Here is a 12,239-nt window from a genome sequence, read left to right on the forward strand (position 1 = left end):
CAACGCAGCGGGCGGCAAGGGGGATGAATGCCTGTAAATACAAGCCGTTGACGCGTTTAGCCGTAAAGACGGCGAAAAAAACCTGTTACCGGCGTCAAAAGCCCCACTTTTTGTTATAGGATAGCCGGCGACTGTCCATTCCCATTTTCGGAATTCTGATAATGACCAAACCAGTATCTGGCCTTGACGCTGAGCAAGGCTTGCTTGGGCGCGTGTTTAAACTCAAGCAACATGGCACGACGGCGCGTACGGAAACGATTGCCGGTATCACCACCTTCCTCACCATGGTGTATATCGTGTTCGTTAACCCGCAAATTTTGGGCGCAGCGGGCATGGATACCCAGGCAGTATTTGTCACCACCTGTTTGATCGCCGCCTTCGGCAGCATCTTTATGGGCCTGCTGGCGAACCTGCCGGTGGCGCTGGCGCCGGCGATGGGCCTGAACGCCTTCTTCGCCTTCGTGGTGGTCGGGGCGATGGGCATTTCCTGGCAGGTGGGCATGGGCGCCATCTTCTGGGGCGCGGTCGGCCTGCTGTTGCTGACCATTTTCCGCATCCGTTACTGGATGATCGCCAACATTCCGGTCAGCCTGCGCGTCGGCATCACCAGCGGCATCGGGCTGTTCATCGGCATGATGGGGCTGAAAAACGCCGGCATCGTGGTGGCCAACCCGGACACGCTGGTGACCATCGGCAGCCTGACCTCGCACAACGTGCTGCTGGGGGCGCTCGGCTTCTTCATCATCGCCGTGCTCTCTTCGCGCAACTTCCATGCGGCGGTGCTGGTGTCGATCGTGGTCACCACCCTGATCGGCTGGATGCTGGGCGACGTGAAATACGGCGGCCTGTTCTCCCTGCCGCCGAGCATCACCTCGGTGGTGGGCCAGGTCGACGTGGCCGGCGCGCTGAACATCGGGCTGGCCGGGGTCATCTTCTCGTTTATGCTGGTGAACCTGTTCGACTCTTCCGGCACCCTGATCGGCGTCACCGATAAAGCCGGCCTGACCGACAACCAGGGCAAGTTCCCGCGCATGAAGCAGGCGCTGTACGTTGACAGCATCAGCTCAGTGGCCGGTTCGCTGGCGGGCACCTCTTCCGTGACCGCTTACATCGAAAGCTCGTCCGGCGTCGCCGTCGGCGGCCGCACCGGTCTGACGGCGGTGGTCACCGGCCTGCTGTTCCTGCTGGTGATCTTCCTGTCGCCGTTGGCGGGCATGGTGCCGGCTTATGCCGCCGCCGGCGCGCTGATCTATGTCGGCGTGCTGATGACCTCCAGCCTGGCGCGGGTGAAGTGGGACGATCTGACCGAAGCGGTACCGGCGTTTGTCACCGCGGTGATGATGCCGTTCAGTTTCTCGATCACCGAAGGCATCGCGCTCGGCTTTATCTCCTACTGCGTGATGAAGCTCGGCACCGGCCGCTGGCGTGAAATCAGCCCGTGCGTGGTGGTCGTGGCGCTGCTGTTCGTGCTGAAGATCGTCTTCGTCGACGGCCATTGACAGCCAAAGGGCCGACGCCCGTCGGCCCTGAAACCCTAGACGCCCGGCGTCGCATCCGGCGCCTGATCCAACACCCACTGCAACGGCCGCCTGAAGCGCGCCTGCCAACTGCCGGCGGCATCCTCTCCCTGGGCGAAGTGCAGCGTTTGCACCTGATTATCCTCCCCGAACAGATTGGCGAAGTGCAATGCCAGCGCCTGTTCGCTGAAATTCTGCCGATCGTAATACGCCATCACGATTTTCTTTTGCGCCGCCAGCGACTGCTGGGCCGGCTTGATCTCGCCGTTGGGGGCGATCAAGAGCGCGCCGGCATAAAACTGCGGGTACTTGGCGATCAGGTTGGCGGCGTGCAACGCGCCCTGGCCGCGGGCGCTGAGGTAAATCCGCCGGGGATCCAGCTTTAGCTGCGGAGCCAGCTGTTGCAGCGTACGCTGAATGGCGGTTTGGGTGCTCTCGTCGCTGTAATTCGACCAGCGGAAGCTGTTTTCCGACAGCATCTGCGTGCCGTTGAGCTCGATGTAGGCCACGCCCATTTCGCCGAACAGCAGCCGCTCCTCGGGGCTGATGGCGGCGGCTTTGCCGTAGGTATGCAGGAAGATCACCGTTGGCCACCCTTCGGGTGGCGTTTCGCCGTCCGGTATCGCGTAGCTGGCCTTGCCTTCATAGCGGCGAGCGTGCTGCAGATAGCGCGCTTTGGTGGCGGCCAGGATAGATTGGTAGGTGGCGGAGTGCTGGATGCTGTTGAAGGCGTCGTCCTCCAGCAGGTTGTAGTAGTACCACAGGCCGCGGTCGGCGCTCAGCTGCAGGTAGCGCTCCGCCAGCTCGGTTTGCCCTTTCTCCGCCGACGACACCGCCAGCTGGTAGGGCGCCCAGACATTGCGGCCGTCTTCGCGCATCAGCGTCAGGTACAGCGACATGGCGCCCAGTTTTTTATCTTCCTGGTTTTGCGCGGATCGCGACAGCTGGGCGTTGAGCGCGCTGTGCGCAGGCAGCTCCAGCGGTTCTTCACCGGCGGGATAACGCATGTCTGCGGCGAAAGCGGGACTGGTGATGGAAACGAAAAATAACGCTAAAATGAAAAAATACATGATGCTATGGCTTTAATTTCAATAAATTGACGGACGTCATGTCCTGTTGCGGCGCCCCGCGGGCGCCGCGAGACCTTCACTCCACGCGGCGAATAAAATCGCTGAACGCGGACAGCTGGCCGGTCAGGAAATCCAGCGTTCCCTGATCGCTCAGTTCACCGGCCTGTTCATCGACCTTGCTTTGGATCACGCCGCCCATAAACTCAGGCTTGTTCATTACCATCGCATCGAGGAACACCAGGATCTGACGCAGATGGTATTGGCAGCGCGCGCCGCCGATCGGCCCCATTGAGCTGGTTTGAATGGCCACCGGCTTGCCGGCCAGCGGCTGATTCGGTACGCGAGACAGCCAATCGATGGCGTTTTTCAACCCGCCGGGCACGGAATAGTTGTATTCGGGGGTGACGATGATCACGCCGTCGGCCTGGCGGATCTGCTCTGCTATCGCTTCGACTGCGGCAGGGAAGCCTTCACCCTGTTGCATGTCGGCGTCGTACAGCGGGATATCGCGGATGGAGGGCAGCGCTTCAATGGTGACGCCCTGCGGAGCCAGGCCAGGCAGGGCGCGGGCCACCATGGCGTTGTAGGAGCCTTTGCGCAGGCTGCCGAGTAGAGTGACGATTTTTAAGGCTTGGTCTGACATGGTGATTCTCCCTTTCGAATGAGCAGATTCAGCGTACAACATGGGCGAATAGTAGGCTAAAGCGCGGGTCGAGAATAGGCGATTGCTCAACATTTAGCTGTCTTTACAATTTAATCCAGTAACTCGTGCGGTAAAGACCGCGTTATCCGCTTTGCGCCGCGTCAACCTGGCGTCTTCAGGCCCGTCAGTTTAACGAAGCGTGAGGATGCCGCCGGGCTGCGCGGCGAGATTTCCCCGTCTTTGTGCAGGCCGCCGCGCTCTTCGTAGCGCCAGCACAGCAGGCGATCCAGCTCGGGGCTGCCGGCGCAGGCCCAGCTCAGATATTCGTCGGCGTCGCTCATCACCTGAACGTCCGGCGTGGCGCTGGAGCGCAGGTGACCGGAGAAGGGATGCAGACGTAGCGTGGATTGGCCGCTGTTGCCGAGGCCGGAAATTTTCAGCACGCTTTGCCGAATGCTCCACAGCTGAGTCTCCGCCTCCAGCCGATCGTCCTGCGCGCCGATCCAGGCACTTTCCGCCGGCGTCTGATGCGCGTTCTGCAGCGCGCTTTGCCGGCTGCCGCGCGCCCGCATCACTTCGATATCCAGTCCGACTTTGCCCTCGTCGCTAAGCAGCACGCCCACGGTGTTGCTGGCATAGGCGAGGCTAAAATCGGGCAACTGATGATCGGCGAAGCAGGGGCGGCCGGTCGGCGTGGTGGCGATGGGGGGCAGCGTCGGCAGGCCGTACAGGTAGAACATCATTTCGGCGAGCAGAATGCGCCCTTGCAGGTAACGCGTGCGGCGCTTAACGGAAAAGGTGCGGGTGGCGGCTATCACTTCGTCGGAGAGTCTCTGGGTATCCAGAACAGCGGAGGCCGGGGTCCATCGGGCAAAATGACACGCCATTGTTCACTCCATGACAGAGGGTCGCTAAGAACGCAGGGGTGTTAGATTAAGACTAAGTTGAGGATTTATCATCAAAAAACACTATGCGGATTATCCGATTTGTTGGCTTTTGCGCTGTGCAGGAGGGCATGGGGGCATGCAAGGCGAAGGTTATTCAGACCTCAAATCGCGTTGCGTAACGGGGTCGTGCATAAAATTAATCAGTTCCGAAGCCAGCCGCTTTCGAATCGACGGCGTCCAATGAACCCATAAAATATCGCCTGATAAGAAAAAGTTGGCGGAGAGAGCAGGATTCGAACCTACGACACGATGACTCGTGTGGATTTAAGAAACGGTTAGTTTCTTAAATCTGGCTTAAACCACTCGCCCACCTCTCCGCGTTCGTTTGTTGGAAATATAAAACCACATAATTAAAATGGTTAAAATAACCTGAACTTGAAAATGTGAGCAAACCCACAAAAACCCTATTTATTGTGTGTGTTTATTAATTATCAGAGTCAGGTCACTAAATTTACATTAGCTATTGTTATAAAAAGTTGGCGTCATTGGCTACGAATAGGGAAGAAGGGTATGCCAGATCTCGAATTAATGCCGCTGCAAAGCGCCGATTTTTATAAGACAGCTGAACGTGTTGTTTTTAAAGAATATAAATGTAACTGCAAAAAAGGTTGGAAGGGTGAAGATCGCTTTATCGTCTACAAAGCCGATCAGAATAGGATCGCTGAGGTTATCAACAATGAGGTTTCAAATAACAACGTTGAAGATCTCATCGCGCTGGCATCGTCTTTTTTGACGGATAAGGTGGTGATTTCCGGCGGGCATACCGTGGTTAATTTGGACGATCGTTTTTCTGTCAGCAGTGAAGTGGAAAAGTCTGCGCGCTTCTGCATTGACTACATTGCCGAATCCATCAGACGGCTCAGTGTTCAGCCTGACTTCTTGATGGAAATAAATGATTTCTATATGGAAAAAAGCGATGGCAGCGAGATAGACGGCGCTAACGAATTCAGGAAGATGGCGACATCGCCGTACATTATTCCGGAAAAAATAAACGACTACATTCTGGCGTCGAATCAACGTCATGGCATTGATATCAATGCATTTTATGTCAGTGAAAAAAACATGGCGGATCGCTTTAAACGCCACATTAAAAACCGTATGGATAAAGAGGCGTATTTTCAGCGCCAAGACGGAAATGTGAAGATGACGGTGGGTGAACACACGTTCGATATCATCAAGGAAAATAAACCGACCTGCGCGGCGGGAAATGCTGCGACGTTCAGGGCTATTCGGTATCGCATTTCCCCCAATAAAATCTTTGATAATTACACGTCGCATATTGGCGTTTTTCCGCTGTGTTCACGCGTCAACGTGCTTAACGGCTATCGTGCGGCCGCGACTTTTTACGATAACTTCGCTTTGCCTTCTTTACTGGTCTTCTTCGGCAAATCCTGTTTCGAATGACATTTTTGTGCCAGCTGGCTATGCGTCACGCATAGCCATGATGGTCGAGCATCATCATGAAAATCTCACACCTGTATTGGCCTGTCACTTTCTTCTCCACGGCATTTGGCGCCGGGATTTTCTTTTTGCCACAGGCGGTAGGGCCGGGCGTGCTGGGGATGAAAGTGTTCATGCTGTTTATCGTTATCGCCATGTCGGTATCGATGATGGCGCACTATCTTTTTTTCAAATTCATCATTTCGCACCCGGAGAAAGATTTCCTGGCGGCATCATCGACATTTATCGGCGAGCGGGCAGCGGCAATCGTCTGTGTGCTGTTTATTTTGTCGATGATTATTATCGTGCTGATAAATTTCATCACCTTGGTCAACGTCGTCGCGTCTTTTTTCCACAACGGATTCTGGGTCAGGGGCGGCATTTCGCTGTTGCTGAGTGCCGCGCTGTCGGCGGCATGGTTGGCGTTTAGTCAGCGAATCGAGCACCTGATTTCCAGAATGGCACTGGTTTCTATCGTACTGGTGGCGATCCTGGCGGTGTTTTTCCTGTTACAACCTGCGGGGGGGCAGCAGGCGGTGCAGGCGCCGCCTGACATTTCATTGCAGACGTGGCTGCTGCTGCCGATTTTTCTTTTTACATTTAACTTTACCCCGTGCATCCAACGCTTTGCGAAAAGCGCCTTACGACCGCAGGCGCGCAGTATTCTGTTTGGCAAGGTACTGATCATGGCGTTTATCGTCATGATCGTTATCGCCATCAGCCGCTTGCTGACGCTGGATGACATCTCAATCATTAACAGCCGCAATGTGGATGCACTGTTTTATACCGCCGGTTTGACCGGCAACGCCACGGCGTGGTTAGGCGCTGCCCTGTTGCTGTGTTTACTGACCGGCGGCGCCTATATCGGCACGTTGACCGGCGTGATCGATGGCATTACGTCCTTCGGCGTGGCGGGCAAAAAGAGAATCATCGCAGGGAATATCGTTGTCTGTACGTTTATTGGCGCGATCAACCCGAGCATTATCAAGATCATCTCGGGCTGGTCGATACCCGTTATCGTGATGACCGTCTTTTTCATCCCATCACTGTATTTTTTGCTACGGGGCGACGGCAGGCAAAAGGGGATCGGCGTCGTCGTGCTGGGCTGCGGGATCGCGGTAATCGCAACGTTGTTGGTGTAAAGCGGCACGCTTAATCCAGAACCAGCCTATCGCCGGTGGCCGGCGCGATCCCTTCCGGCAGCCATAGCCGGCCCCAGGCGCCGGTACAGTGGCAGCCCATAATCTTTTCCGGCTGATGCTGGCGCAAAAAACGGCGGACGCGCCAGAGCGTGCGCGGGGAAGCGCAGCGTAGATGAAAACCGCCGATCAAGGCGTGGATCCGATCGATCCCGGTGATTTGCTGGCAATGGCGCACGATATTCACGATCCCGCGGTGCCCACAGCCGGTCACGATCACCAGACCGCGATCCGATTTGTAAATCAGCACCCCTTCGTCAATAACGTAATCTACCGCTGCGTTCTCCCCGGCGATCACCCCGTAGGCGCGGGGTGCGGGCACCGCGATTTCGCCTGACCACATAAAGCGATCGCCGATCGCCAGCGGTTCGCGGCTGTATTGCATGCGGTGGCGCGAGTAGTCGATATCCAAAGAGAGCTTTTTGATTTTCCGAGTGTGGCCCAGCACTTTCAGCGCCGCATAGCGCTCATCGCCGACCTGCGGGTGGCAGATGATACGGCTGTTGTCTGGCAGCCAGGCGACGCCGCCGCAGTGGTCATAGTGGCCGTGGGAGAGCACCGTCGCGGTGATACGGGAGAGATCGACACCCATCAGCGCCGCATTGCGCAGAAAGCTGTCGTCGGGGCCGGTATCGAACAGTATGGACGTCGTATCATCCTCAATCAGCAGGCTTAACCCGGCCTTGGCCTGCAATAGCGGGTTGGCGCCGGCGGCGCGGCGGTTTTCCAGCAGTACCCTGAGGGTCAATGCCATGTTGACTCGTTCCTGAGAGAGATTCCTGACTGGCCAGTATAGCGCGGGACGCTGCGGCGGCTCTGTGAGCCGGCGCGCAGAGCGAGAGCGGAAAAGAAAAACGGCCGGAACAAGGGCTTGTCCCGGCCGTGAAGGTGTCTGGCGGTGTTACTTGCCGATACAGAAGCTGGAGAAAATGCGGCCCAGCAGGTCGTCGGAGGTGAATTCACCGGTGATTTCACTCAAGGCCAGCTGTGCCTGGCGCAGTTCTTCGGCCAACAGCTCCCCCGCGTAAGCGCTCACTAACTGTTCTTTGCCCTGCACCAGGTGCTGCGCCGCCAGTTCCAGCGCCTGCAGGTGGCGGCGGCGCGCCAGGAAGCCGCCTTCCATGTTGCTGGTGAAGCCCATGCTCTGTTTAAGATGATCGCGCAGCACATCGACGCCTTCGCCGGTGCGGGCCGACAGGCGAATAAGTGAGTGGTTATTCACTTCCGTCAGACCCAGCGTTTCACCGGTGATGTCGGCCTTATTGCGCACCACGGTGATCGGCAACGTGTCTGGCAGGCGCGCCATAAACTCCGGCCAGATCTCCGCCGGCTCGGTGGCGGCGGTGGTGGTGCCGTCAACCATAAACAGCACCCTGTCGGCCTGTTCGATTTCGTTCCATGCACGTTCGATGCCGATGCGCTCCACTTCGTCGCTGGCGTCGCGCAGGCCGGCGGTGTCGATGATGTGCAGCGGCATGCCGTCGATATGGATATGTTCGCGCAAGACGTCGCGGGTGGTGCCGGCGATATCGGTGACGATCGCCGCCTCGCGCCCGGCCAACGCATTGAGCAGGCTCGATTTGCCGGCGTTGGGGCGCCCGGCGATCACCACCTTCATCCCTTCACGCAGCAGGCTGCCCTGGCGCGCTTCGCCGCGCACGCGGTCCAGATCCGCCATGACGTCGTTGAGCTGTGCCTCAATTTTACCGTCGGACAGGAAGTCGATTTCCTCGTCCGGGAAGTCGATCGCCGCTTCCACGTAGATTCGCAGGTGAGTGAGCGCTTCCACGAGCTGGTGGATGCGGGTGGAGAACGCGCCCTGGAGCGAGTTCATCGCCGAACGCGCCGCCTGCTCTGAGCTGGCGTCGATCAGATCGGCAATCGCTTCGGCCTGCGCCAGATCGAGTTTGTCGTTGAGAAACGCGCGCTCGGAGAACTCGCCCGGCCGCGCGATGCGCACGTCGGGCAGCGCCAGCACGCGCTTGAGCAGCAGATCGAGGATCACCGGCCCGCCGTGGCCCTGCAGCTCCAGCACGTCTTCGCCGGTAAAGGAGTTCGGCCCCGGGAACCACAGCGCGATGCCCTGATCGAGGGTGGCGCCCGTGGCGTCGCGGAACGGCAGATAGTCAGCGTAGCGCGGCTTCGGCAGCTTGCCGAGCAACGCCTGGGCGACGTCTTTGGCCTTGCTTCCGGAAATGCGCAGAATGCCGACGCCGCCGCGTCCCGGCGGGGTGGCTTGGGCTACGATGGTATCGGTGGTGCTCATAACGGTTCTCTCTGACGATTAAGATGCAAAAAGGCGGTCTAATGACCGCCTTTGGTGTTACTGCAAGGGTCGGCGCGCCGAACCCCTACACTACGCTTAGCTTTTTTTCTTGTCGCGGCTGTGCAGACCGCGTTTTTCCAGACCACGGTAAATCAGCTGCTGCTGCAGGATGGTCACCAGGTTGCTGACGATGTAGTACAGCACCAGACCGGACGGGAACCACAGGAAGAATACTGTGAAGATCACCGGCATGAAGGTCATGATTTTCTGCTGCATCGGATCAGTCACGGTGGTCGGCGACATCTTCTGAATGAAGAACATCGTCACGCCCATCAGGATTGGCAGGATGTAGTACGGGTCTTGCGCCGACAGGTCATGGATCCACAGGGCGAACGGCGCGTGGCGCAGCTCGACCGAACCCATCAGCATGTAGTACAGCGCCAGGAAGATCGGCATCTGAATGATCAGCGGCAGGCAGCCGCCGAGCGGGTTCACTTTCTCCGCCTTGTACAGCGCCATCATCTCTTGGCTCATGCGCTGTTTGTCATCGCCGATGCGCTCGCGCATCGCCTGCAGCTTCGGCTGCAGCATGCGCATTTTCGCCATCGAGGTGTACTGCGCCTTGGTCAGCGGGTACATGATGCCGCGCACGATGAAGGTGATGATGATGATGGAGAAGCCCCAGTTGCCGATAAAGCCGTGGATGAACTTCAGCAGTTTGAACAGCGGCTGGGAGATGAACCACAGCCAACCGTAATCCACGGTCAGATCCAGGTGCGGCGCCAACTGGGCCATCTGGTCCTGCAGCTCCGGGCCGACCCACAGGGTCGCGTTCAGCTGCTGCTGAGCGCCCGGCTGCACCACGACCGGCGTAGATTTGAAGCCGATGGTGGACAGGTTGTCGCCCGGTTTGGCGGTGTAGAAGGTGTTGTCACCCTTGGTCGCCGGCACCCACGCGGTGGCGAAGTACTGCTGCAGCATGGCGACCCAACCGTCTTTGGTGGTGACGCTCAGGTTTTCATCTTTGTCGAACGCGTATTTCTGGTACTTGTCCTCGCTGGACGAGTACGCCGCGCCGCGGAAGGTGTGCAGCGCAAAGTTGCTGCTGCCGGTGTCACGGTGCTTAGGCAATTCGGTGGTCTGCTTCAGCTGGCCGAACAGGGTCAGCTCCAGCGGCGTCGCGCCTTTGTTGTCGATGCTGTAATCCACGCCGACCGCATAGTGGTTGCGTTTAAGCACGAAGGTCTTGGTGTAGACCGCGCCGTCTTTATCGGTGTAGGTCAGCGGGATGCGCAGCTCGTCCTGGCCTTCCGGCAGGGTGTAGCTGTCCTGCGCCGCCTGATACAGCGGGCGTTCGCCGTTGGCCGGGTTGTCCGGGCCGTTTTTACCGGTCAGGCCGCTTTGCGCCTGATAGACGAACGACGGGGTGGTTTCCAGCAGTTGGAACGGAGTCGATGAACCCAGAGTATCCGGGTAGGCCAACAGTTTAGCCTGCTCGATATCGCCACCACGGGTGTTGATGGTCAGTGACAGCACGTCGGTGTTCACGGTAATCAGCTTACCCTGACCACTGGCTGGCACGGCCTGGCTGGCGGCATCACCGGCTACTGCGTTCGAAGTCTGTTGCGTGGTCTGTGCGGCCGGCTGCGGAGCGTTGTCCGTTTGCCATGCCTGCCAGATCATGAAAGACACGAACAGCAGAGCGATGAGAAGAAGATTGCGTTGCGAATCCATCGTTAGTGTTCTCTGTTATCGTCGGTTTTTGGCGGCACCGGATCATCGCCACCTGGGTTCAAAGGGTGGCATTTTAATACGCGTTTCAATGCTAACCAACTGCCTTTTATCATGCCAAACCTGCTTAATGCCTCAATTGCGTAATGAGAGCATGTCGGCTGGAAGCGACAACGAGGCCCTAGCAGCGGGCTGATGACGAGCTGATAGGCCCGCACCAGCCCGATCAGGATGCGGGAGCCTGGCGACAGTGGCGACGCCATAATTTATCCAAAGCTTCCGTCAGCGCGCGGTTATCCAAATCCGCTATCCCCTTTTTGGCCACCACGACAAAATCCATCGCCGGTAATTCGTGCTGGCGCAGGCGGAAGCTCTCGCGGGTTAGGCGTTTGATCCGATTACGCTCGTGCGCGCGTTTGACGTGTTTTTTGGCGACGGTAAGACCGATGCGGGGATGCCCCAGCTGGTTCAGGCGGCCGAGGATGGTGATTTGCGGCGTGCCAGCCCGTTGTGGCTGCTGGAAGACGAAAGTGAAATGAGTGGGAGTTAACAAACGTAACTCCCTGGGAAAAGCGAGCTTAACCACTCAGCGGGTTAGCTTTATTACTTAGAAACAGTCAGACGAGCACGGCCTTTCGCACGACGGCGGGCCAGAACTTGACGACCATTTTTGGTGGCCATACGAGCACGGAAACCGTGGCTACGGTTGCGCTTCAATACGGACGGTTGGAAAGTGCGTTTCATAGCGATTTCTACCTAAACTTAAAATAATTACTGATCAGTAAACGCGTTTGGCTACTCGGCGTGAAGATGACCGACGCCTCAATCGCAATACATAAAGAAGCGGGATTGTAATAATTGTACAGTCCTGAGTCAATTCGCATCGCGCCAGCCTACCTGGTTGTCTGCCAATAACGGAACAAAATCCGGTCTTGGCCCGTGGTCACCGCAGAATCCTGTCTGGCTAATGACGCACCATAAGGAACCAGGTATCACACGTAGGGCGAAGATTATACGGACTCGGGGTGAAATCGCAAGGATCCCCGTGAGATCCTTTGCGCGCGATCGCAGGATCCGGCGTGGATAACAGGGTATAACCGGTTGACAATGTAAAAAACGCGGCGCAGCGGCCGGGATCTGCGCGGTCATTCGGCGCTGGCGGTGAAAAGATCGCCGCCGGCCGCGGCCGGTGGATAAAATGGATCTAATCTGTGAGGAAGGGGAGGATCTCTTGCTCGGATTGCGCTATGATCCGTCATTCCGATCGCGATCCCTCATGCCGGGATCGTGAGGGACACAAACCGTGAAAGGCGGTTCGCATCCCCCACAGGCAAACAGCCGATGCCGGGTATGTGTCAAAAATCATGAGTTATAAAAAAGTTGCCCGTTTCTTTTCTTTATTGATCTTGTTCGAGTGGAGTCCGCC

General features: G+C 57.6%; 12 protein-coding genes and 1 pseudogene. 3 read left to right on the top strand and 10 right to left on the bottom strand.

The genetic code is table 11. The features are described from left to right. Positions 1 to 161: 161 nt before the first annotated feature. Positions 162 to 1,499, top strand: coding sequence for an NCS2 family permease (locus IT763_RS23260; protein ID WP_004933851.1), 1,338 nt, complete (start codon positions 162 to 164; stop codon positions 1,497 to 1,499). Between the two features lie 35 nt (positions 1,500 to 1,534). Here IT763_RS23260 and IT763_RS23265 read toward each other — a convergent pair whose 3' ends face one another. The 4 genes and pseudogenes from IT763_RS23265 to IT763_RS23280 form a co-directional block, all read right to left on the bottom strand. Next, complete coding sequence (locus IT763_RS23265; RefSeq protein ID WP_016929607.1) at positions 1,535 to 2,587, bottom strand: hypothetical protein; 1,053 nt, start codon at positions 2,585 to 2,587, stop codon at positions 1,535 to 1,537. Positions 2,588 to 2,663: 76 nt separating this feature from the next. Then, the gene (locus IT763_RS23270) at positions 2,664 to 3,230 is read right to left on the bottom strand and encodes an NADPH-dependent FMN reductase (RefSeq protein ID WP_004933859.1); all 567 of its coding nucleotides are present in this window, start codon (positions 3,228 to 3,230) and stop codon (positions 2,664 to 2,666) included. Positions 3,231 to 3,391: 161 nt separating this feature from the next. Continuing rightward, positions 3,392 to 4,117 (bottom strand): 4'-phosphopantetheinyl transferase superfamily protein, encoded by a 726-nt coding sequence (locus IT763_RS23275; protein ID WP_033639103.1) that lies wholly within the window; start codon positions 4,115 to 4,117, stop codon positions 3,392 to 3,394. 275 nt (positions 4,118 to 4,392) lie between these two features. Then, positions 4,393 to 4,494 (bottom strand): annotated as a pseudogene (locus tag IT763_RS23280). A gap of 193 nt (positions 4,495 to 4,687) precedes the next feature. On the opposite strand from IT763_RS23280, the gene IT763_RS23285 reads away from it, so the two are divergent. Together IT763_RS23285 and IT763_RS23290 are read left to right on the top strand one after the other, a co-directional pair. After that, positions 4,688 to 5,581, top strand: coding sequence for a hypothetical protein (locus IT763_RS23285; RefSeq protein ID WP_049299623.1), 894 nt, complete (start codon positions 4,688 to 4,690; stop codon positions 5,579 to 5,581). Between the two features lie 56 nt (positions 5,582 to 5,637). Continuing rightward, positions 5,638 to 6,759 (top strand): threonine/serine transporter, encoded by a 1,122-nt coding sequence (locus tag IT763_RS23290; protein WP_206195047.1) that lies wholly within the window; start codon positions 5,638 to 5,640, stop codon positions 6,757 to 6,759. A gap of 10 nt (positions 6,760 to 6,769) precedes the next feature. Here the strand turns inward: IT763_RS23290 and IT763_RS23295 are convergent, their stop codons facing one another. From IT763_RS23295 to rpmH, 6 genes are all read right to left on the bottom strand, one after another. Then, entirely contained in the window at positions 6,770 to 7,570 is an 801-nt protein-coding gene (locus IT763_RS23295) for an MBL fold metallo-hydrolase (protein WP_016929603.1), read from the bottom strand. Positions 7,571 to 7,717: 147 nt separating this feature from the next. After that, a complete protein-coding gene (gene mnmE, locus IT763_RS23300) occupies positions 7,718 to 9,082 on the bottom strand; it encodes a tRNA uridine-5-carboxymethylaminomethyl(34) synthesis GTPase MnmE (protein ID WP_197759004.1) in 1,365 nt (454 codons plus the stop codon). A gap of 96 nt (positions 9,083 to 9,178) precedes the next feature. Further along, a complete protein-coding gene (gene yidC, locus IT763_RS23305) occupies positions 9,179 to 10,816 on the bottom strand; it encodes a membrane protein insertase YidC (RefSeq protein WP_016929601.1) in 1,638 nt (545 codons plus the stop codon). Positions 10,817 to 10,818: 2 nt separating this feature from the next. Next, positions 10,819 to 11,076: a membrane protein insertion efficiency factor YidD gene (gene yidD / locus IT763_RS23310; protein ID WP_004933881.1), complete on the bottom strand. Its 258-nt coding sequence runs from the start codon at positions 11,074 to 11,076 to the stop codon at positions 10,819 to 10,821. Next, entirely contained in the window at positions 11,040 to 11,399 is a 360-nt protein-coding gene (gene rnpA, locus IT763_RS23315; protein ID WP_004933883.1) for a ribonuclease P protein component, read from the bottom strand. Before rnpA ends, yidD begins: the two co-directional genes overlap by 37 nt. Positions 11,400 to 11,416: 17 nt before the next feature. Further along, positions 11,417 to 11,557 (bottom strand): 50S ribosomal protein L34, encoded by a 141-nt coding sequence (gene rpmH, locus IT763_RS23320; protein ID WP_000831330.1) that lies wholly within the window; start codon positions 11,555 to 11,557, stop codon positions 11,417 to 11,419. Positions 11,558 to 12,239: the final 682 nt, after the last annotated feature.

The organism is Serratia sp. CMO1 (assembly GCF_015689115.1).
In the GTDB taxonomy this organism is placed as follows: domain Bacteria; phylum Pseudomonadota; class Gammaproteobacteria; order Enterobacterales; family Enterobacteriaceae; genus Serratia; species Serratia marcescens.